This is a genomic window from Streptomyces sp. DH12, assembly GCF_020873895.1.
Taxonomy (GTDB): domain Bacteria; phylum Actinomycetota; class Actinomycetes; order Streptomycetales; family Streptomycetaceae; genus Streptomyces.
This window is the reverse complement of the sequence record NZ_JAHWGT010000009.1, coordinates 169,380-190,114: the sequence shown is the minus strand read 5'-3', so window position 1 is coordinate 190,114 and position 20,735 is coordinate 169,380. Positions and strand designations below refer to the sequence as shown.

At 73.8% G+C, this 20,735-nt stretch carries 16 protein-coding genes; 7 read left to right on the top strand and 9 right to left on the bottom strand.

The annotated features are described in order from the left end of the window. Positions 1 to 451: 451 nt before the first annotated feature. The 5 genes from lpdA to LPA54_RS10920 all read right to left on the bottom strand — a co-directional run bounded on the left by lpdA (position 452) and on the right by LPA54_RS10920 (position 5,569). Positions 452 to 1,855: a dihydrolipoyl dehydrogenase gene (lpdA, locus tag LPA54_RS10940; protein ID WP_228976296.1), complete on the bottom strand. Its 1,404-nt coding sequence runs from the start codon at positions 1,853 to 1,855 to the stop codon at positions 452 to 454. A 171-nt stretch (positions 1,856 to 2,026) separates the two neighbouring features. Then, a complete protein-coding gene (locus LPA54_RS10935; RefSeq protein WP_228976295.1) occupies positions 2,027 to 2,749 on the bottom strand; it encodes an ABC transporter permease in 723 nt (240 codons plus the stop codon). A gap of 15 nt (positions 2,750 to 2,764) precedes the next feature. Further along, complete coding sequence (locus LPA54_RS10930) at positions 2,765 to 3,676, bottom strand: ABC transporter ATP-binding protein (RefSeq protein ID WP_058942038.1); 912 nt, start codon at positions 3,674 to 3,676, stop codon at positions 2,765 to 2,767. A gap of 49 nt (positions 3,677 to 3,725) precedes the next feature. Continuing rightward, positions 3,726 to 4,604: an ABC transporter permease subunit gene (locus LPA54_RS10925; protein WP_228976292.1), complete on the bottom strand. Its 879-nt coding sequence runs from the start codon at positions 4,602 to 4,604 to the stop codon at positions 3,726 to 3,728. Continuing rightward, complete coding sequence (locus tag LPA54_RS10920) at positions 4,601 to 5,569, bottom strand: ABC transporter ATP-binding protein (RefSeq protein ID WP_228976362.1); 969 nt, start codon at positions 5,567 to 5,569, stop codon at positions 4,601 to 4,603. Before LPA54_RS10920 ends, LPA54_RS10925 begins: the two co-directional genes overlap by 4 nt. 268 nt (positions 5,570 to 5,837) lie before the next feature. On the opposite strand from LPA54_RS10920, the gene LPA54_RS10915 reads away from it, so the two are divergent. From LPA54_RS10915 to LPA54_RS10890, 6 genes are all read left to right on the top strand, one after another. Continuing rightward, the gene (locus LPA54_RS10915) at positions 5,838 to 6,686 is read left to right on the top strand and encodes a M24 family metallopeptidase (RefSeq protein ID WP_228976290.1); all 849 of its coding nucleotides are present in this window, start codon (positions 5,838 to 5,840) and stop codon (positions 6,684 to 6,686) included. Then, positions 6,683 to 8,455 (top strand): SDR family oxidoreductase, encoded by a 1,773-nt coding sequence (locus LPA54_RS10910; RefSeq protein ID WP_228976287.1) that lies wholly within the window; start codon positions 6,683 to 6,685, stop codon positions 8,453 to 8,455. Before LPA54_RS10915 ends, LPA54_RS10910 begins: the two co-directional genes overlap by 4 nt. 80 nt (positions 8,456 to 8,535) lie before the next feature. Continuing rightward, complete coding sequence (locus LPA54_RS10905; protein WP_228976286.1) at positions 8,536 to 9,513, top strand: MerR family transcriptional regulator; 978 nt, start codon at positions 8,536 to 8,538, stop codon at positions 9,511 to 9,513. Between the two features lie 135 nt (positions 9,514 to 9,648). Continuing rightward, positions 9,649 to 10,191, top strand: coding sequence for an RNA 2'-phosphotransferase (locus LPA54_RS10900; protein ID WP_228976284.1), 543 nt, complete (start codon positions 9,649 to 9,651; stop codon positions 10,189 to 10,191). A 162-nt stretch (positions 10,192 to 10,353) separates the two neighbouring features. After that, entirely contained in the window at positions 10,354 to 11,253 is a 900-nt protein-coding gene (locus LPA54_RS10895) for an LLM class flavin-dependent oxidoreductase (RefSeq protein ID WP_228976282.1), read from the top strand. Between the two features lie 221 nt (positions 11,254 to 11,474). Further along, on the top strand, positions 11,475 to 12,299 hold the full coding sequence (locus LPA54_RS10890) for a Cof-type HAD-IIB family hydrolase (RefSeq protein WP_228976361.1): 825 nt from the start codon (positions 11,475 to 11,477) through the stop codon (positions 12,297 to 12,299). A 10-nt stretch (positions 12,300 to 12,309) separates the two neighbouring features. Here the strand turns inward: LPA54_RS10890 and LPA54_RS10885 are convergent, their stop codons facing one another. The 4 genes from LPA54_RS10885 to LPA54_RS10865 form a co-directional block, all read right to left on the bottom strand. Then, the gene (locus tag LPA54_RS10885) at positions 12,310 to 13,503 is read right to left on the bottom strand and encodes a peptidoglycan DD-metalloendopeptidase family protein (protein WP_228976279.1); all 1,194 of its coding nucleotides are present in this window, start codon (positions 13,501 to 13,503) and stop codon (positions 12,310 to 12,312) included. Between the two features lie 261 nt (positions 13,504 to 13,764). Next, positions 13,765 to 17,430 carry a thiol reductant ABC exporter subunit CydD gene (gene cydD, locus LPA54_RS10875; protein WP_228976277.1) on the bottom strand — a complete coding sequence of 1,222 codons (3,666 nt, stop codon included), beginning with the start codon at positions 17,428 to 17,430 and terminating at the stop codon, positions 13,765 to 13,767. A 25-nt stretch (positions 17,431 to 17,455) separates the two neighbouring features. Then, positions 17,456 to 18,460 carry a cytochrome d ubiquinol oxidase subunit II gene (gene cydB / locus LPA54_RS10870; RefSeq protein ID WP_228976275.1) on the bottom strand — a complete coding sequence of 335 codons (1,005 nt, stop codon included), beginning with the start codon at positions 18,458 to 18,460 and terminating at the stop codon, positions 17,456 to 17,458. Between the two features lie 16 nt (positions 18,461 to 18,476). Next, on the bottom strand, positions 18,477 to 19,982 hold the full coding sequence (locus tag LPA54_RS10865; RefSeq protein WP_228976273.1) for a cytochrome ubiquinol oxidase subunit I: 1,506 nt from the start codon (positions 19,980 to 19,982) through the stop codon (positions 18,477 to 18,479). A gap of 209 nt (positions 19,983 to 20,191) precedes the next feature. On the opposite strand from LPA54_RS10865, the gene LPA54_RS10860 reads away from it, so the two are divergent. After that, positions 20,192 to 20,560: a cyclophilin-like fold protein gene (locus LPA54_RS10860; RefSeq protein ID WP_228976272.1), complete on the top strand. Its 369-nt coding sequence runs from the start codon at positions 20,192 to 20,194 to the stop codon at positions 20,558 to 20,560. Positions 20,561 to 20,735: the final 175 nt, after the last annotated feature.

Genomic DNA, 20,735 nt, shown 5'->3' with positions numbered 1-20,735 from the left:
GCCCCGCGGCCCACTCGGCGACGGGCGGCACGCGCGGGCGCGCGGCCGGCCGGGGCGGCCCCGTGCGGCCCGCACCCGGGAAGGCGCGCCCGCGCCCGGGGAGGGCGGCGCCCGCACCCGGGAGGGGCGGCCCGCGCGTCACGCGCGCTCGAAGCGGCCGCCCCGGGCAGCGCCCCGTACCGGCCGCGGCGCACCGGGCGGAGCCCCGTACCGGCCGTTCGCGGCGTACCGACGGTTGACGGCGTGCCGGGTACGGCCGCTCCGCGGCCCGGCGGGCACTGCCCCGCGAGGTGAGCCCGACGGGTCCGGACTCTCCTCCGTCGCCGACGCGCCACACCCCCGTCCCGGTGCCCCGTCGGCGGGAGCACCGCCGACCGGCGCGGCGTGGGGCAGCACGCCGCGCCGACCACTGTGCCGGGGAGCGCCCCGCCCTCGCGAGCGGTTTTCCGCGTCAGAAATTGATCATGTGGCCGGCGAGGCCGTGCACGGCCTCCTTCACCGCCTCGCCCAGCGTCGGGTGGGCGTGGACGTTGCGCGCGACCTCGTGGACGGTCAGGTCCCACTGCTGGGCCAGCGTCAGCTCGGGCAGCAGCTCGGTGACGTCCGGTCCGATCAGGTGGGCGCCGATGATCTCGCCGTACCTGGCGTCGCTGATGAGCTTCACGAAGCCCGTCGAGTCGCCCAGGCCGTGCGCCTTGCCGTTCGCGGTGAACGGGAACTTGGCGACCTTGACGTCGAAGCCCTTCTCGCGGGCCTGCTCCTCGGTCCAGCCGAAGCTGGCGATCTGCGGCTGGCAGTACGTGGCGCGCGGGATCATCGGGTAGTCGAGCTCCATCGTCTCGGCGCCCGCGATGGTCTCCGCCGCCACGACGCCCATCGACTCGGCCGTGTGCGCGAGCATCAGCTTCGCCGTCACGTCGCCGATGGCGTAGATGTGCGGCACCGAGGTGCGGCACCGGCCGTCGACGTCGATGGCGCCCCGCTCGGTGAGCCGGACGCCGGTGGCCTCCAGGCCGAAGCCCGAGACGTTCGGCGCGAAGCCGATCGCCTGGAGGACCTTGTCGGCCTCAAGCACCTGCTGCGCGCCGTCCTTGCCGGTGACGGTGACGCGGACCCGCGGACCCGACTCGTCGATCGACTCCACCCGCGTGGACGTCATGACGTCGATGCCGAGCTTGCGGTACTGCTTGGCGAGCTCCGCCGAGACGTCCTTGTCCTCCAGGGGCGCCATCCGGTCGAGGAACTCGACGATCGTCACCTTCACGCCGTAGTTGTGCAGCACGTAGGCGAACTCGACGCCGATCGCTCCGGCGCCCGCGATCACCACGGACTGCGGGAGGTCCTCGGCGAGGATCTGCTCCTCGTAGGTGACGACGCGGTCGCTGCGGCGCGTACCGGGGAGCAGCCGGGGCGTGGCGCCGGTCGCGATGATGCAGTGGTCGAAGGAGACCGTGGCCGTCGAGCCGTCGGCCTGGGCCACCTGCAGGGTGTTGGCGTCGACGAACGTCCCGCGGCCGGTGAACTCGGTGATCCCGTTCTTCTTCATCAGGTAGTGGACGCCCTTCACCCGGCCGTCCGCGACGCGGCGGCTGCGCCGGAACGCCTCGCCGTAGTCGAAGGAGACCTGGCCGTCGACCTTGATGCCGAAGGTCTTCGCCTCGTGGGTGAAGATGTGCGCCAGCTCGGCGTTGCGCAGCAGGGCCTTCGTGGGGATGCAGCCCACGTTCAGGCAGACGCCGCCCCAGTACTTCTCCTCCACGACCGCGACCCGCTTGCCCAGCTGGGCCGCGCGGATGGCGGCGACGTAGCCGCCGGGTCCGGCTCCGAGCACGACGACGTCGAAGCGGTCTGACATGGCTTCTCCCCAAGGTGTGAGTGCAGGTCGTACGCCGGGCGGGTCGCGCCCGGGGCCCACAGTAATCCCGTGCGGGCACCGCCGCTGCGACGCCCGTCTCCCTGTGGAAAACCCCGACCGCGACCCTCGGTGGCGCCCGCTTCTCGGCGCTGCCCGCTCCTTGAGCGGTGCCTACTCCTCGCCCGCCAGGGTCAGGGTGCGCAGCTTGTGCCCGGCGAACCAGGTGGCCGCGACGGTGACGCCGGCCAGGAGCGCCGCGGCGACCGGCAGGGCCACGTCGGAGGAGACGAGCCCCTCCCCGCGGGTGACCTTCTCAGCGACGGCCAGCGCCCACTGCTGGACGCTCAGGGTCCGCGCCCCGGAGATCACGCTGCCGAAGAGCGACTCCCACACCAGGGCGTAGACGAGGCCGATGACGACGGCGTGCCGGCTGACCGTGCCGAGCAGCAGGAACAGGGCGCTGTACGCGATCGACGCGACCAGCGCGGCGACCGTGTAGGCGACGGCGACCTGCTGGCCGTTGCCGTTGAGGACGAACCCGGCGACGAGGGTGGGGAGGGCCGAGAAGACCATGGTCACGGCGATGGCGACGGTCAGCTTGGTGAGGATGATCGTGGGCCGCTTCACCGGCTTGGACAGCAGGTACACGATCGAGCCGTCGTCGATCTCCGGGCCGATCGCGCCGGTGCCGGCGATGACGGCGATGAGCGGCACCATCGTGGCGAGCGCGAAACCGCCGAGGAGGTCGGCGGCGATCTGGTCGTCCGCGCCGTTGAAGACGCGTACGGCGACCGCGATGGCCAGCAGGAGGACGGGCAGCACGAAGAGGATCGCTGCCCGGCGGCGGCCGAGGAGGCCGCGGTAGGTGAGCCGGGCGACAGTGGGGTGGTACATGGTCGAGGGCTCCCTTCAGGCCGCGACGAGGTACGAGAAGACCGACTCGAGGGACTCGTCCGAGGGCGAGACCGTCAGCAGCCGGATGGAGTGCGCGCGGGCGACCTTCGGCAGCAGCTCCGTGAACCGGCCGAAGTCGACGGCCTGGATCCGCAGGGCGCCCTCGCGGACGTCCACCTCGATGCCGGCCGTCGACGGGTCGGCGATGAGCGCGGCCGCCAGGGCCCGGTCGTCGCTGGAGCGGACCAGGTAGCGGTGCGGGCGGTCGGTCATCAGGCGGCGGATGCGGCGGAAGTCGCCGCTCGCCGCGTGCCGTCCGGCGACGATGACCTCGATGTGCGAGGCGAGCTGCTCGACCTCCTCCAGGATGTGCGAGGAGAACAGGACGGTGCGGCCCGCCGCGCCCATCCGCCGCAGCAGGTCCATCAGCTGCATGCGCTGGCGCGGGTCCATGCCGTTGAACGGCTCGTCGAGGAGGAGCACCGACGGGTCGTGCACCAGCGCGGACGCCATCTTCACCCGCTGCCGCATGCCCTTGCTGTACGTGGAGATCCGCCGGTCCTGCGCGTACTCCATCTCGACGGTCGCGAGGGCGCGCTGCGCCTCCGCGGCGCCGAGGCCGTGCAGTTCGGCGTTGGCGAGGACGAAGTCGCGGCCGGTGAGGAAGTCGTACATGGCCTCCCGCTCCGGCACGACGCCGATGTGTCGGTAGACGGACTCGTTCCGCCAGATCGCCTGGCCGTCGAGGGTCACCGAGCCGGTGGAGGGGGCGAGGAAGCCGCCCATCATGTTGATGAGGGTGGACTTGCCGGCGCCGTTGGGGCCGAGGAGGCCGGTCACGCCGGGGCCGATGGTCATGGTGACGTCGTTGACGGCGACGACGTTGCCGAACCAGCGCGACGCGTGGTCGATGGTGAGAGTGCTCATGGGCGCGGCCCATTCCTTCGGACGGTGGTGGAGGGCGACGGGAGGGCGGTCACAGGCCGGCCTTCCGGTAGCGGAGCATCAGGCCGGCGTACGAACCGGCGATGAGCCCGAGGACGACCAGCAGGTAGACCACGCCGGCGCCGGTGCCGGGTCCGGCGTCACCGGGGAACGACGTCGTGGCGCCGAGGAAGGCGGTCTGCACGCCGTCGATGAGCGTGATCGGCGAGAACAGGCCGAGCCAGGTCACCGCGCCGGTGTTGTCCGTGCCCCAGGCGACGGCCTGGACGGTGGTGACGGCGCCGTACGAGATGAAGAGCACGGCGATGACCGCGGCGACGCCGAAGCCGCGGCGGGGCGTCAGCGCGGCCAGCAGGAGTCCGATGCCGCCGAAGAGGAGCGACAGCAGTGCCACGGAGGCCACCCCCTGGGCGAAGCCCTCGGTCTGCTCGGAGAAGTCCATCTTGGCCAGCAGGGCGCCCGCGTAGAGGAGGACCAGCGGGAGCGCGGTGAGGACGAAGAGCGCCGACGCCATCGCCCCGTACTTGGCGAGGACGTAGTCGACCCGCTCGATGGGGCGGGAGAAGTACAGCGGGATGGTCCGGAAGCGCAGGTCCCGCGAGACCGACTGGGGCGCCTGGGAGGCCACGAACAGCGCGATGACCAGCTGCATGATGATCGCGTAGCGGGTGTAGTCCACCCCGAGGGTGCTGGACTTGGCGACCACGGCGACCGCGACGATGATCAGCGCGGGTACGCACATGACGCCCAGCAGGATCATCGGCAGCACCTTGGACTTGGCGCTGCGACCCAGTCCGTAGGCGCCCCGCAGGGACTGCGCGAACAGGGACCTGCGCGCGTAGGCGCGGCCGAGGCGGGGCCCGTCGTACTTGCGGTACCCGATGTTGTGGATCTGCGTCTCGGTACTCATCGGGGCTGGACCTCCTGCGGCCGGTCGGCCGCGGCGTCGGGGCGGAACACCTCGGCGATGTGGTGGCGGCGCTGCTCCATGCGGACGAGGCCGAGCCCCAGGTCGGCGACGGTGTCGCGGACGATGTCGTAGGTCTCCTCGCCGGCCGCCTCCAGCAGCAGGACGTGGCCCGCGCCGGGCAGGCCCTCCTCCACGCGCGCGTGGAGCGTGACCCCGGCGGCGGTGAGGGCGGCGCGCAGCGCGGCCGTCCCGTCGGGGTGGGTGTCGGAGTCGGTGACCTCGACGGCGACGGTGGTCGTGATCTGGGTGAAGTCGCTGGTGGAGCTGGAGCGCAGCAGGCGGCCGCCGTCGATGACGACGACGTGGTCGCAGGTGCGCTCGAGTTCGCCGAGCAGGTGCGAGGTGACCAGCACCGAGATGCCGAAGTCCGTCCACACGCGGCGGATCAGGCCCAGCATGTCGTCGCGGCCGACCGGGTCGAGGCCGTTGGTCGGTTCGTCGAGGAGGACCAGCTGAGGGTCGTGGACGAGCGCCTGCGCGAGCTTCACACGCTGCTTCATGCCGGTCGAGTAGCCGCCCATGGGGCGGTAGCGCTCCTCGTACAGGCCGACGTGGCGGAGCGTGTCGGCGGTGCGCTCGCGGGCCGCGGTCGGCGGCAGCCCGGACATGCGGGCCATGTGCACGACGAACTCGGTCGCCGACACGTCCGGCGGCAGGCAGTCGTGCTCGGGCATGTAGCCGACCCGCTCGCGGATGGCGGGGCCGCTCGTCGCCACGTCCAGCCCCAGCACCCGGGCGCGGCCCTCGGTGGCGGGGGACAGGCCGAGCAGGATCTTGATCATTGTCGACTTGCCGGCTCCGTTGGCACCCACGAGTCCGGTCACACCGGGCCCGATGTCCAGGGAGAGCCGGTCGAGAGCGGTCACCCGGGGGAACCGCTTGCTGAGGCTTTCGGTGGCGATCACAGTCACGTTCCGACAGTAGGGGCGGGGAACCGCACCGCACGTCAGTCCAGGCGGCTGGATCCGTCTCCGACTCCAGGCGTACTCGCCCGTACGGGAGGGGTGTGCCGAGCGGGGTTGTCCACAGGCGGCCCCCGCCCCCTTGACGTCGCCGCCGGCCATTGTCACATTCAGCGGTGTCAGGTTGGTCGGGTGGTCGGGTCGGGTGTGCGTCGGGTCGCGGGCGGGTGCGCCGCGGCCGGTGACGGGCGCCGGCGGACGGGCGGGTGGCATGACGGCGAGGGCGGCGGCACCGGCGGCGAGCGAGCTGCGGGGGTTCAGGGAGGCGCAGCGCCTGGCGTACGCGTGCGCCGAGGCGGTGGCGGCGCGGCTCAGGCCGGGCGTCACCGAGCGGGAGGCGGCGCGGATGCAGCGGGAGTGGCTGCGCGCCCGGGGCGTGCGGGACTGGTTCCACCTGCCATTCGCCTGGTTCGGCGACCGCACGGCCTTCACCGGTTTCCGCATACCGCTGCAGTTCTTCCCCACCGACCGGCGGCTGGAGCCGGGGATGCCGTTCGTCCTCGACCTGGCACCGGTCCACCGGGGGTACCCGGCGGACGTCGGCTACTCCGGCTGCCTCGGGCCGAACCCCCCGCACGACAGGCTCCTCGCCGACCTGCGGGAGCACCGCGAGCTGATCCCGCGCGAGGTGCGGGAGCGCCGTCCGCTGCGCCGGATCCACGAGGACGTGGACCGCCTCATGGTCCGCCAGGGGTACGCCAACCGGCACCGCGCCTACCCGTTCGGGGTGGTCGCGCACAAGGTGGGCCGGGTCCGGGAGCGGCGGTGGTCCCCCACCCTGTTCGGGTTCGGCACGCGGGCGCTGAAGGGGCTGGCGTCCGACGCGCTGCACGGCCACCGGGAGGGCTGGTCGCCGCTGTGGTCGCCGTACCGGTTCTCCGACCACCCGCCGCGGCCCGGGCTGTGGGCGGTCGAGCCGCACCTCGGGTTCCGGGGTACGGGAGCGAAGTTCGAGGAGCTGCTGGTCGTGACGGACTCCCGGGACCCGCGGGAGAGCGCGTTCCGGCTCGACGACGACCTGCCGCACGTCCGCCGATGGGCCGAGGAGGCCACCGCATGAGTCTGCTGAGGGGCGCCCGCGAGCGCTGGATCCGTACGGGCGGCGTCGAATTGTGCGTCGCCGAACTGGGCGAGCCCGACCGGCCCGTGGTCGTCCTCGTCCACGGCTACCCCGACTCCAAGGAGGTCTGGTCGGAGGTCGCGCCGCGTCTGGCGGAGCGGTTCCACGTCGTGCTGTACGACGTGCGCGGCCACGGCAGGTCGACGGCCCCGGTGCCGCTGCGCGGCGGTTTCACGCTGGAGAAGCTGACGGACGACTTCCTCGCGGTCGCGGACGCGGTCAGCCCGGACCGGCCGGTGCACCTCGTCGGCCACGACTGGGGCTCCGTGCAGGGGTGGGAGTTCGCGACGCTCGCCCGTACCGAGGGCCGGATCGCCTCGTTCACCTCGATCTCCGGTCCGTCCCTCGACCACTTCGGCCACTGGATCAAACGGCGCGCGACCCGGCCGACCCCGCGCCGTGTCGGCCAGCTCCTCGGGCAGGGCGCCAAGTCCTGGTACGTGTACCTGCTGCACACGCCGGTGGTGCCGGAGCTCGCCTGGCGCGGGCCGCTGGGCCGGCGGTGGCCGGACCTGCTGCGCCGGGTGGAGAAGGTGCCGGCCGACGGCTACCCGACCGCGTCGCTGCCGTCGGACGCGGCGCACGGCGCGTGGCTCTACCGGGACAACGTCCGCCCCCGCCTGCGGCGCCCGCGCACCGACGCGTACGCGCACGTCCCGGTGCAGCTGATCGTCCCGACCGGGGACGCCTTCCTGTCGGAGCGGCTCTACGACGAGCTGCCCCGGTGGGCCCCGCGGTTGACGCGGCGCACGCTGCCGGCGAAGCACTGGGTGCCCCGGACGCGCCCCGACCGGCTCGCCGCCTGGATCACCGACTTCGTGACCGCGCACGACGAGCGGGACGCCGCGGTGGCGCCCGTGCCGCCACCGCCCCGGCGCCGGTACGCCGACCGGTTCGCCGGGCAGCTGGTGCTCGTGACGGGTGCGGCGAGCGGTATCGGCCGGGCCACGGCGTTCGCGTTCGCCGAGACGGGGGCGCGGGTGGTCGCCGTCGACCGGGACGCCGAGGGCGCGGCGCGCACCGCGGAGCTGGCCCGCCTGGTCGGCGCGCCCGACGCGTGGGCCGAGGCGGTGGACGTGTCCGACGAACCGGCGATGGAGAAGCTCGCCGCGGAGGTCGCCGCCGAGTACGGCACGGTCGACGTCCTGGTCAACAACGCCGGCATCGGCATGTCGGGCCCCTTCCTCGAGACGACCGCCGAGGACTGGAAGAAGGTCCTGGACGTCAACCTGTGGGGCGTGATCCACGGCTGCCGGATCTTCGGCGGGCAGATGGCCGCGCGCGGGCAGGGCGGCCACATCGTGAACACCGCGTCGGCCGCCGCTTTCCAGCCCTCCCGGGTCCTCCCCGCGTACTGCACCTCCAAGGCCGCGGTGCTGATGCTCAGCGAGTGCCTGCGCGCGGAGCTGGCCGGGCGGGGCATCGGCGTCTCGGCGGTCTGCCCCGGTTTCGTGCACACCGGCATCACGGCGACGGCGCGGTTCGCGGGCGTGTCGGACCGGGAGCAGGAGCGGCTGCGCCGGCGCGCGTCCCGGCTGTACGGGCTGCGCGGCTATCCGCCGGAGAAGGTCGCCGACGCCGTCCTGCGGGCGGTCGCGGAGAACCGCGCGGTGGTGCCGGTGACCCCGGAGGCCCGGGTCGCCCGCGTCCTGTCCCGGTTGTCGCCGGGTGTGCTGCGCGCCCTCGCGAGGCTGTCGCCGCCGCTGTGAGCGGCCCGGCGGGGCGGCCGTACCATCCCAGGCGGAGGGCCCGGGGCGGTGCGGAGACCCGGGACGGTGAGGAGCGAGTGGTGTCCGAGCAGCCGGCCGGCGGGGCAGCGGCGGTCGAGTACCGGATCGAGGACCTGGCGCACCTGAGTGGTGCCACGGTCCGGACGATCCGCGCCTACCAGGACCGGGGGCTGCTGCCCCGGCCCGAGCGGCGCGGCAGGGCGAACGTCTACGGCGACGCCCACCTGGCCCGGCTGCGGCAGATCGCGGACCTGCTCGACCGGCGCTACACCCTGGCGTCGATCAAGGAGCTGCTGGAGGCCTGGGACACCGGGCGCGGCCTCGGTGGTGTGCTCGGCCTCGTCGCCGAGGTGAACGGCCCCTGGACGGACGAGCAGGCCGACCGTGTCACCCGCGCCGAGCTGGACGCGGCCTTCGGCGGCACGCCCGACGAGCGGGCCGTCGAGGAGGCCGTGGCGCTGGGCGTGCTGGAACGGGTGCCGGGGAGGGACGACGAGTTCCTGGTCCCCAGCCCGCAGGAGCTGGCCGTGGCGGTCGAACTGTACGGGGCGGGCGTGCCGCTCCTGGCCATCGCCGAGCACCTGCGGGAGCTGAGGGCCCAGGTGGAGCACATCGCCCACCGGTTCCTGGAGTTCACCACGGAGCATGTCTTCGCCCGCTACCTCGGCCACCTTCCCCCGAAGGACGCCGACGCGGCCGAGGCGGCGGCCCTGGTGCGCCGGCTGCGCCCGCTCGCCCAGCAGACGGTCGACGCCGAGCTGGCCCGGGCGATGCGGACCCTCGCGACCCGCCACCTCCGGCAGCACCTGTCCCCGGACGCTCCGCCGGAGCGGGACGACGAGCCGCGTACCGTCGCCCTGCCCGCCGCCACGGTCCGGGCCGTGGACCGGCTGGTGGGCACGGCCGCCGCGCCGTCCTTCATCGCCGCCGCGGCCGAACGCGAGGTCCAGGCCCGCACCATGGACGCGCTCACCGCACGGTCACAGCCGTCACAGGACCTCGCCGACGGGGAACGCGGCCGCCGGGAAAGGTCGTGAGAAGGGGTGGGAGTGGTGCCCGTTGTCCACAGAATCGCCGAAAGCCCCTGTGGATAACACCAGTTGGTTGTGGACCAAACCTGTCCGTCGGTTTTTTGGTGGCACCGGGGGAGTGATCCCTGCCACCCTGCCGCCATGGACGCGCGACGCACCGTGAAGGTGTCGAAGTACCTCTCCCGGCACCTGCGGCACGAGCCGGAGCGGATCGGCCTCGCCCTCGACCCCCACGGCTGGGTCCCCGTCGACGACCTCCTGCACGCGCTGGCCCGGCACGGTGTGCCCCTCAGCCGCGCCGAGCTGGAGCACGTCGTCGCCTCCAGCGACAAGCAGCGCTTCGCCCTCGACGGCGACCGCATCCGCGCCAACCAGGGCCACACCGTCGACGTGGACCTCGCCCTGCCGCCCGCCGAACCGCCGGCGTACCTCTACCACGGCACGGTGGCCGCGCACCTGGACGCCATCCGGGCCGAGGGCCTGCGCCCCATGGCCCGCCACCACGTCCACCTCTCACCGGACCGCGAGACCGCCCGCCGGGTCGGGGCCAGGCGCGGCAGGCCCGTCGTCCTGGCGGTCGACGCGGCGGCCATGCGCCGCGAGGGCCACGTGTTCCGCGTCAGCGCGAACGGCGTCTGGCTCACCGACGCGGTACCGCCCCGTTTCCTGCGGTTCCAGCAGTGACGCTGAGCCACCGGGCGCGCCGCTCGGCCCGCTCCGCCCGGCGTCGCACCCACCGGGCGGCCCGCGGCAGCCTCACGTCCGCGCCCGGGCGCGGCGGTACGGCCGGCGGGGGCCCGCTCGACCGTCGCGGTCGCTGCCGCCGGGACGCGTATCGTCGGTGACATGCGTCTGAGCACGGTGATCCTTCCCATCCACCGGTGGAGCGAGGGAGAGAAGATCTGGCGGCGGGCCGAGGAACTGGGCTTCCACGCCGCCTACACGTACGACCACCTGTCGTGGCGGAGCTTCCGCGACGGGCCGTGGTTCGGTGCGCTGCCGACGCTGACGGCGGCAGCGGTGGTGACGGAGCGTATGCGCCTGGGGACCCTGGTGACCTCGCCGAACTTCCGCCATCCGGTCACCCTCGCCAAGGAGTTGATCTCCCTGGACGACATCTCCGGCGGCCGGGTCACCCTCGGCATCGGCGCGGGCGGCAACGGCTTCGACGCCACGGCCCTGGGCCAGGAGGCGTGGACGCCGCGGGAGCGCGCGGACCGGTTCGCCGAGTTCGTGCCGCTGCTCGACCGGCTCCTCACCGAGGGGGCCGTCACCCACCGGGGCGACCACTACGCGGCGGTCGAGGCGCGCAACGTACCCGGCTGCGTGCAGCGGCCCCGGCTGCCCTTCGCCGTCGCGGCGACCGGTCCGCGCGGGATGCGGCTCGCCGCCCGGTACGGCCAGGCATGGGTGACCACCGGCGACCCGAAGCTGTTCGAGGCGGGCACGCCCGAGCAGTCGCGGGCGGCGCTGAGGGGTCAGCTCGACCGGCTGGCCGAGGCGTGCGCCGCCGCCGGACGGGACGCCGCCGAACCGGACAGGATCCTCCTGACCGGCTTCACCCCGGACCGGGCGCGTCCACTGGAGTCCCTGGACGCGTTCGTGGACTTCGCCGGGCGCCACGCGGAGCTCGGGTTCGACGAGATCGTCGTGCACACGCCGGTACCCGACTCGGACTTCGCCGCCGACGAGGCCGTCTTCGAGCAGATCGCCACCGAGGCTCCGGCCCAGCTGAACGGCTGCTGAGCGGCTGAACGGCCTGCGGCGCTCGCGCGCCCGGGCACGTGGCGTCGGGGACCGAGCCGAGCGGTCCGCACCCGGGCTTTCCGGGCCTTTCCGACCCGCACACGGGTACGGCCGGGATGGCTCAGATGCGCACGCTTTCGCACGTCCGTGCACCCGGGAGCCGTCCGGTGCGGGACAATGGGCGGGTGACCTCACCGACGACCTTCCCCGGCAGCCGACCGATGTCGCGGCGGCGTCCGCGCCTGATCGCCACCGACCTCGACGGGACGCTCCTGCGCGACGACAAGACCGTCTCCGACCGGACGGTCGCCGCGCTGGCTGCCGCCGAGGACGCCGGGATCGAGGTCTTCTTCGTCACCGGGCGGCCCGCCCGCTGGATGGACGTCGTCAGCGCCCATGTCCACGGCCACGGGCTCGCCATCTGCTCCAACGGCGCGGCCGTCGTCGACCTGCACGCCGGGCGGCGGATGGTCGAGGTGCGGTCCCTGGACCGTGCGACGGCGCGCGACGTCGTCACGACCCTCCGCCGGGAGGCCCCCGGTACGGCCTTCGCCCTGGAGTTCACCGACGGCATCCGCCACGAGGCGGAGTACCCGCCGCTCCACTTCGACGCGTCCGTCGCCGTCGGACCGGCCGAGGAACTGCTCCACGAGGACGAGCCCGGGGCGGGGGCGCCGCTGCTGAAGCTGCTCGCGCTCCACCCCGACCTCACGCCCGACGGCTTCCTCGCCCTGGCCCGCACCGCCGCCGGGCACCGGGCCACCATCACCCGCTCCAGCCCGACCGCGCTGCTGGAGGTGAGCGGCCTCGGGGTCTCCAAGGCCAGCACGCTCGCCCTGTGCTGCGCCGAGCGGGGCATCTCGTCGGACGAGGTGGTCGCGTTCGGCGACATGCCGAACGACATCGAGATGCTCACCTGGGCGGGTACGTCGTACGCGATGGGCAACGCCCACCCGGACGTCGTCGCCGCCGCCTCCGGCCGGACCGTCGCCAACGAGGACGACGGCGTCGCCGCCGTCATCGAGACGCTCCTCGCCGCCCCCTGACGGCGGGGCGCTACCGCGCGCCGCCGGCCAGGACGACCCCGCGTTCGCGCAGCCAGCGCACCGGGTCCACACCCGAGCCCAGGTGCGGGGTGAGCCTCACCTCGAAGTGCAGGTGCGGCCCCGTCGAGTTGCCCGTCGTCCCCGCCAGGCCGATGCGTTCCCCGGGGGTGACGGCCCGCCCGCGCGGCACGGCGGCGGACGCGAGGTGCGCGTACTGCGAGTACCAGCCCCCGGCGTGCCGGACGACGACCTCGATGCCGAAGGCTCCGCCGCAGGCGACCGAGTGGACCCGCCCCGCCCCGACCGCCCGTACCGGCGTGCCGATGTCCACGGCGAAGTCCTGCCCGGTGTGGCGGTGCGCCCAGTGCCGGCCCGTACCGGCGAAGGGGGCCGACAGGGTGTAGCCGTCCTCCTCCGACACCGGCGCCACCCACGAACCGCCGCCCCGCTCCGCGCCGCCGGCCTCAGGCTCCGCCTCCGCCTCCGGATCGACGGCGGCGGGGCCGTCCGGATCAGCGGGGCGGTCCGGCGCGGGCGTCGAGCCCGTACCCCGGCACCTTCCGGCCGCCACGCTCCGGTCGGCCTCCGCCTGGAGCCGCCACCGCGCCCGCTCCAGACGCGCCACCAGGTCCCGCCGCAGCTCCGCGAGCCGGTCCCGCCGCTCCTCCAGCTCCCGCCACGCCGCCCGCGCCCGGTCCGCCGCGGCCGCCAGCCGCCGTTCGGCCCGTGCGGTACGGGTGAGGAGCCGGTCCACGACCGCGTCCGCCTGGCGCTCGACCCGCTCCGCGCGCAGGGCGTCCTCCGGGTCGTCGGCGAGGAGCAGCCGCGCCGTCACCGCGACGGAGCCGCCCGTCCGGTACTGGGCCCTGGCCACCTCGCCGACCCGGCGGTTCAGGGCGGCGAGTTCACGTCGCGTACGGGCCAGCTCCGCCTGGAGGTCCCCGGCCCTGACCTGCTGGGCCGCGGCGCCGCGCCGCCCGCGCTCGTACGCGGCGGTGATCCGGGCCGCCTCGTCGAACAGTCGCGCCACCTCGGCGCCCGGCGACGGCCCGTCGAGCCGGACGGGACCGCCTGCGCCGCTCGCCCCGGTGGGGAGCGCCGCGGCGGGGGAGGGGTGCGCGAGCAGGACGACGAAGGCGAGCAGGGTGACCAGCACGGCGGGCACCGGCCCGAGCAGTGGCCGCCGACCGTGGGGAGGGGGCATCCCGGGATCGTCACCCTTCCGCCGCGCCTTCCCCGGCATCTCCCCGCCCCGGTCGGCGCCGTACCGCCGACCGGCCTACAGCCGTACGTCCGTCCGGCCCATCCCCGTGGCACCCATACCCTCCTTGCCACCGACCGGCCGCCCCCGCAGGCCCACCCGTACCGCCGGCCGGCCGGCTGTCCGGCCTACCGGCCTACCGGCCTCGAACAGCCCGGCCCCGCCACCGGACCGCCGCCGACCGCCGCCGCCTTCCGCCGCTCGTCACCGGCCGCGTGGCCCGGGGGATGGGCCGCCGGCGGTGTGGCGGAGGCCGTCCGCCGCGTGCTCCCGGTCGCGCATCCGCCGCAGCGGTCCGTCGACGGCGACCAGCCGCGCGTACGGGCCCCGCTGCACGACCCGCCCGCCCGCCAGGACGACGACCTCGTCGACCGCGTCGAGCCCGTGCAGGCGGTGCGTGATGAGGACCGTGGTGCGGCCGCGCGTCGCCCGCAGCAGGTCGTCGGTGAGGGCGTCGGCCGTGGCCAGGTCGAGGTGCTCGGCGGGCTCGTCGAGGACGAGGACCGGGAAGTCGGCCAGGATGGCCCGGGCGAGGGCCAGTCGCTGCCGCTGGCCGCCGGAGAGCCGCGCGCCGTGCTCCCCGACCAGGGTGTCCAGGCCGTCCGGCAGGGACTCCACCCACTCCGACAGCCGGGCCTCGGCGAGGGCGCGCCGCAGTTCCTCGTCGTCGGCGCCGGTCCGGGCGAGCCGGAGGTTCTCCCGGATGGTGCTGTCGAACAGGTGGGCGTCCTGGGCGCAGAGCCCGACGAAGCGGCGTACGTCGTCCCCGTCGAGCGCCGACGCGTCGGTACCGCCGATGCGGTAAGTGCCGGCGCCGGTCCCCACGAACCGCAGCAGCACCTGCGCCAGGGTCGTCTTGCCGGCTCCGGAGGCTCCGACGACGGCGACACGCCGCCCCTCCTCCAGACGCAGGTCGAACGCGGTGAGGGCGTCCCGGTCCTGTCCCGGATGGCGTGCCGCGACCCCGCGCAGCTCCAGCGGGAAGGGGCTCGCGGGCGGCGGCGCGGGCCGCTCCGGCTCCACGACGGGCACCGGCGCGTCGAGCACCTCGAAGACCCGCTCGGCGCTGCGCCGCACGCGCTGCCGGTACTGCACGGCCAAGGGCATGCCCGTCACCGCCTCGAACGCGGCGAGCGGGATGAGCACGACGACGGCGAGCGCCACACCGTCGAGCCGCCCGTCGTGGACGGCGCGGACGCCGACGAGCGCGGCGGCGGCCACGGTCAGACCCGTGGTGAGGGCGATGAGCCCGCCGCCGAGCGCCGTCGCGGCGGACTGCCGGGCGGCGATCCGGGTGAGCGTCCCGTCGGCCTCACGCGTGCGCTCGACGCGGTCGCGGAGCGCGCCCGCCACCGTCAGCTCGGCGCAGCCGCGCAGCAGGTCGACGGTCCGGGTGGCCAACAGTCCGCGTGCCGGTGCGAGCCGCCGTTCGGCGCGGCGGGCGACGGCGCCGCCCAGCACCGGGACGGCGACGCCGGCGACGAGGAACCCCACGGCGAGCACGGCCCCCGCCCCGGGCAGCAGCCACGCGGTGAACCCGACGGCACCGGCGCCGACCAGGACGGCCGTACCGGCGGGCAGCAGCCAGCGCAGCCAGTAGTCCTGGAGGGCGTCGACGTCCGAGACGAGCCGCGACAGCAGGTCGCCGCGCCGGGCCCGGCGCAGCCCGGCGGGGGCGATGCGCTCCAGGCGCCGGTAGGCGGCGACGCGGAGGTCGGCGAGCATGCGCAGCACGGCGTCGTGGGACACCAGCCGCTCGGCGTACCGGAAGACGGCCCGGCCGGTACCGAAGGCGCGGGTGGCCGTGACGGCGACCATCAGGTGCAGGATCGGCGGCTGTTCGGAGGCCCGGGAGATGAGCCAGCCGGAGACCGCCATGAGGCCGACGGCCGAGCCGAGGGCGAGACTGCCGAGGAGCAGCGCCAAGGCGAGACGGCCCCGCAGCTCCCCCGCCATCGCCCGGATCCGCGCCGGCACCCGCCGGCCACCCGGCGGGGCGGCGGGAGCGGTGGTGTCGGAGGGGGTGGCGACGGGGGCCGCTTCGGGGCGGGGTGCGGCCTGGCCCCCGAAGAGACCGCCCACGACCCCGAACGCGTCGTCGACCATGTCCGCGCCCACGTCCCGCACACCGGCGGCCGACGGCCCTCCGGGGCGGGGCACCGCCCCGCCGGCGGTGCCCGAGCCGGTGTCGGCGGGCTCCGGTACGGCCGAAGCCGTCGCCGACCGGCCGTCCGCCGCCCCGGGCCGCAGCGCGACCACCCGGTCGGCGACGGCGAGGAGCGCCGGCCGGTGCACGACCAGCAGGACCGTCCGGCCCGCCGCCAGCCGGCTCACCGCCCGGACCACTGCCTCCTCCGTGGCGCCGTCCAGCGCGGCGGTCGGCTCGTCGAGCAGCACCACCGGCCGGTCGGCCAGGAACGCCCGGGCCAGGGCGAGCCGCTGCCGCTGCCCGGCCGACAGCCCGGCGCCGTCCTCGCCGAGCACCGTGCCGACGCCGTCAGGCAGTTCGCCGACGAAGTCGGCGCCCGCTTCGCGCAGCGCGGCCCGTACGGCGTCGTCGTCCGCGTCCGGCCTGGCCAGTCGGACGTTGTCGGCGACGGTTCCGGCGAAGAGGTACGGGCGCTGCGGCACCCAGGCGACGCGCTCGCGCCACCGCTCGGTGTCCAGCTCGGCGAGGTCGACGCCGCCGATCCGCACGCTCCCCGAGGCCGGCGCGGTGAAGCCCAGCACCACGTCCACCAGGGTGGACTTGCCGGTGCCGCTCGGCCCGACGAGGGCCACCGTCTCGCCCGGTTCGACGACGAGCGAGGCGCGGTCCAGCGAGGGTGCGGACCGTCCCTCGTGCCGTACGGTCACCCCGTCGACCGCGATCCGGACCGGCCCCTCGGGCAGGACGGCCGTACCGCCCGCCCGCAGGGGCGTCTCCAGGACCGCGAAGACCTCCTCGGCGGCGGACAGCCCTTCCGCCGCCGCGTGGTACTGGGTACCGACCTGGCGCAGCGGCAGGTACGCCTCCGGCGCCAGGATCAGGATGACCAGGCCGGTGTACAGGTCGAGCGTGCCGTGGACCAGGCGCATGCCGATCCCCACGGCGACCAGGGCCACCGAGAGGGTGGCGAGCAGCTCCAGGGCGAAGGACGACAGGAAGGCGATCCGCAGCGTGCGCAGTGTGGCCTGGCGGTACTGCGAGGTGATCGTGCGGATCGACTCGGCCTGGGCCTTGGCCCGGCCGAAGACCTTCAGGGTCGGCAGTCCGGCCACCACGTCGAGGAAGTGGCCCGACAGCCGCGACAGCAGGCGCCACTGCCGGTCCATGCGGGCCTGGGTGGCCCAGCCGATGAGGATCATGAAGAGCGGGATCAGCGGCAGGGTCACCACGATGATGGCGGCCGACACCCAGTCCTCGGTGACGATGCGCGCCAGGACCGCGACGGGAACGACCACGGCCAAGCCGAGTTGTGGCAGGTACCGGGCGAAGTAGTCGTCCAGCGCGTCCACGCCGCGCGTGGCCAGCGCCACGAGCGACCCGGTCCGCTGGCCGCTCAGCCAGCCGGGGCCGAGGGCGGCCGCCCGCTCGAGCAACCGGCCCCGCAGCTCCGACTTGACGGCGGCGCCGGCCCGGTGGGCGGCCAGCTCCGTCAGCCACGCCACGAGCCCGCGGCCGGCGGCGACCGCCGCCAGCAGCACCAGGGGCAGGGTGAGGTCGCGGACGTCCGCCCCCCGCTGGAACGCCCCGACGACGACCTCGGCGATGAGCATCGCCTGGGCGACCACCAGCGCCGCCCCGACCAACCCGAGGAGCACCACCGCGACGAGGAAGAAGCGGGTGGCCCGGGCGTACCGGAGCAGACGCGGATCGATCGGTTTCACGTGAAACATCCCCTGCCAGTGGCGCCTAGTGCGTCGCGTCGGCGATGTGCTGGGTGCCGATGCGCTTGCGGAACACCCAGTACGTCCAGCCCTGGTAGAGCAGGACGAGCGGCGTGGCGATGGCCGCGCACCAGGTCATGATCTTCAACGTGTACGGGCTGGACGCCGAGTTCCCGACGGTCAGGCTCCAGTCCGGGTCGAGCGAGGACGGCATGAGGTTCGGAAAGAGCGTCAGGAACAGCATGGCGAACGCGGCGGCGATCGTGACCCCCGAGAGGGCGAACGACCAGCCTTCCCGTCCGGCCCGGATCGCGCCGACCGCCCCGACGAGGGCGGCCAGGGCGACGGCCGCCGCGACCATGCTGGTGCCGTCCCCTCGCGTGGACTGGGTCCAGAGCAGGAAACCGGCGGAGAGGGCGGTGGTGGCGAGGCCGAGTGCCAGCGCCAGCCTGCCGGCGCGGATCCGGATGTCGCCCACGGTCTTCAGCGCGGTGAACACCGCCCCGTGGAAGGTGAACAGCGTCAGCGTGACCGCCCCGCCGAGCAGGGCGAAGGGGTTGAGCAGGTCGAGGAGCGAACCGACGTACTCCTTCGACGCGTCGATCTCGACGCCCCGCACGATGTTGGCGAAGGCGACGCCCCACAGGAAGGCCGGCACGAGGGAGGTCCAGAAGATGGCCTGTTCCCAGTTGTGCTGCCAGCGCTCCTCCGGCCGCTTGGCCCGGTACTCGAAGGCGACGCCCCGCACGATCAGGCAGAGCAGGATGACGAGCAGCGGCAGGTAGAACCCGGAGAACAGGGTGGCGTACCAGTCGGGGAAGGCGGCGAAGGTGGCACCGGCCGCGGTGAGCAGCCATACCTCGTTGCCGTCCCAGACGGGGCCGATGGTGTTGATGAGGACGCGCTTCTCGGTCCGGTCGCGGGCGAGCAGCTTGGTCAGGACGCCGACGCCGAAGTCGAAGCCCTCCAGGAAGAAGTAGCCGATCCACAGGACGGCTATGAGTACGAACCAGACGGTGGGCAGTTCCATGCCTCGCTCCCCTTCCTCAGTACGAGAAGGCCATGGGCCGGTCGGCGTCGCGGTCGTGGCCGCCGATCCTGGTGGGCGGGTTGAGGTCGGCCTCGGTGAGTTCCGGGGGGCCGGCCTTGACGTACTTCACGAGCAGCCTGACCTCGACGACGGCGAGCACCGCGTAGAGGAGCGTGAAGGCGGTCATCGAGATGAGGACCTCGACCTGGGAGGTGCCGGGGGAGACCGCGTCGCTGGTGCGCAGCACGCCGTAGACGGCCCACGGCTGACGGCCGGTCTCGGTGAAGATCCAGCCCCAGGAGCTGGCGATCAGGGGGAAGCCCAGGGTCCACAGGGCGGTCAGCCAGTACAGCCGGGTCAGCTTGTGGCTCAGGGGCTTGCGGAAGAGCACGAGGTGGGGCACCTCGTCCTCGCCGACGCGCAGGGGCGCCGGCAGCAGGAACTTCCGGCGGGTCAGCCACAGCCCCAGCAGGCCGAGGCCGAAGGAGGCCATGCCGAACCCGATCATCCAGCGGAAGGACCAGTAGGCGACGGGGATGTTGGGCCGGTAGTCACCGGGCCCGTACTTCTCCTGCGCGGCCTTGTTGGTGTCGTTGATGCCGGGCACGTGGGAGGTGAGGTCGCCGTTGGCGAGGAAGGAGAGCAGGCCGGGGACCTCGATGGCGACCTTGTTGTGGCCCTCGTCGACGTCACCGTAGGCGAAGAGCGAGAAGGGGGCGGGTCCCTCGCCGTCCCACAGTGCCTCGGCGGCGGCCATCTTCATGGGCTGCTGCTTGAACATGACCTTGCCGAGCAGGTCGCCGCTGACCGCGGTCAGCAGGCCCGCGACCACCACGGTGACCAGGCCGAGCCGCAGCGAGGTCTTCATCACCTGCACGTGCTTCCTGCGGGCCAGGTGGAAGGCGGCGATGCCGACCATGAAGGCGCCACCGGTGAGGAAGGCGGCGGTCATGGTGTGGAAGACCTGAGTAACGGTGGTGTTCTGGCTCAGGACGGCCCAGAAGTCGGTGAGCTCCGCCCGCCCGGACACCTTGTCGATCGCGTACCCGACCGGGTGCTGCATCCAGGAGTTGGCGGCGAGGATGAAGTAGGCGGAGAGGATGGTGCCGATCGACACCATCCATATGCAGGCCAGGTGGATGCGCTTCGGCAGCTTGTCCCAGCCGAAGATCCACAGGCCGATGAAGGTCGACTCGAAGAAGAACGCGATCAGCGCCTCGAAGGCGAGGGGCGCCCCGAAGACGTCGCCGACGAAGCGCGAGTAGTCGGACCAGTTCATCCCGAACTGGAACTCCTGGACGATGCCCGTGACGACGCCCATCGCGATGTTGATCAGGAAGAGCTTGCCCCAGAACTTGGTGGCCCTGAGGTACTTCTCCTTGTCGGTGCGCACCCACGCGGTCTGCAGACCGGCCGTGAGCGCGGCGAGTGAGATGGTCAGGGGGACGAAGAGGAAGTGGTAGACGGTGGTGATACCGAACTGCCACCGCGCCAGCGTCTCTGGCGCCAGAGCCAGGTCCACGACGATCTTCTCCTTACGGCCTCGCAGCCCTGGCGGCCTCGCAGCCCCACGGCCTTCCGTTCGCCCGCCGATTCCGGTGGATCAAGGGAGGAACCTGGCGCGCTTGTGAATGCGTTCACAATCACAATCATTATGACGCAGACGAAATCCGTAGGGAGAGGTGGGGGGTGCCTCTTCCGTCACACTTCAACATCTTGTTGAATTCGGCCATGCAGATACGCATCTCGTGGCCGGCCGGCCACACCACCGCCACCATCGACGAGACCCCCACGAGCAGAGCGCTCGCGGGGGTCCTCCCGATCGTCTCCACCGCCCGCACCTGGGGCGAGGAGGTCTACTTCGACACACCCGTCTCGACCGGGACGGAGCCGGGCGCCCGCCAGGTCGTCGAGCCCGGCACGGTCGCGTTCTGGCCGGAGGGCGACGCGCTGGCGCTCCCCTACGGCCCCACACCGATCTCCCGGGGCGAGGAGTGCCGGCTGGCCTCCCCGTGCAATGTCCTCGGCCGGCTGGACGACGACCCGCGGATCCTCGCGACGGTCCGGGACGGCGACCCGATCCGCGTCGAAGCCGCCTGACCCGCCCCCGGCACCGCCTCGGGCCCCACGGCGGCCACCGGGACCGCCGAGCCCAACCGGGGCCACAAGAACCACCCGTACTGCCGGGACCTGCCTGACCGCCGGGGCCGCCCCTACTGCCAGGACCTGCCTGACCACCGGATCACCCGTACCACCGGGATCACCGGTACCGCCG

Coding starts and splice junctions, on each gene's coding strand:
- lpdA (WP_228976296.1), bottom strand. CDS start 1,855: ATGTCAGACCGCTTCGACGTCGTCGTGCTCGGAGCCGGACCCGGCGGC.
- LPA54_RS10935 (WP_228976295.1), bottom strand. CDS start 2,749: ATGTACCACCCCACTGTCGCCCGGCTCACCTACCGCGGCCTCCTCGGC.
- LPA54_RS10930 (WP_058942038.1), bottom strand. CDS start 3,676: ATGAGCACTCTCACCATCGACCACGCGTCGCGCTGGTTCGGCAACGTC.
- LPA54_RS10925 (WP_228976292.1), bottom strand. CDS start 4,604: ATGAGTACCGAGACGCAGATCCACAACATCGGGTACCGCAAGTACGAC.
- LPA54_RS10915 (WP_228976290.1), top strand. CDS start 5,838: ATGACGGCGAGGGCGGCGGCACCGGCGGCGAGCGAGCTGCGGGGGTTC.
- LPA54_RS10910 (WP_228976287.1), top strand. CDS start 6,683: ATGAGTCTGCTGAGGGGCGCCCGCGAGCGCTGGATCCGTACGGGCGGC.
- LPA54_RS10900 (WP_228976284.1), top strand. CDS start 9,649: ATGGACGCGCGACGCACCGTGAAGGTGTCGAAGTACCTCTCCCGGCAC.
- LPA54_RS10895 (WP_228976282.1), top strand. CDS start 10,354: ATGCGTCTGAGCACGGTGATCCTTCCCATCCACCGGTGGAGCGAGGGA.
- LPA54_RS10890 (WP_228976361.1), top strand. CDS start 11,475: ATGTCGCGGCGGCGTCCGCGCCTGATCGCCACCGACCTCGACGGGACG.
- LPA54_RS10885 (WP_228976279.1), bottom strand. CDS start 13,503: ATGCCCCCTCCCCACGGTCGGCGGCCACTGCTCGGGCCGGTGCCCGCC.
- cydB (WP_228976275.1), bottom strand. CDS start 18,460: ATGGAACTGCCCACCGTCTGGTTCGTACTCATAGCCGTCCTGTGGATC.
- LPA54_RS10860 (WP_228976272.1), top strand. CDS start 20,192: ATGCAGATACGCATCTCGTGGCCGGCCGGCCACACCACCGCCACCATC.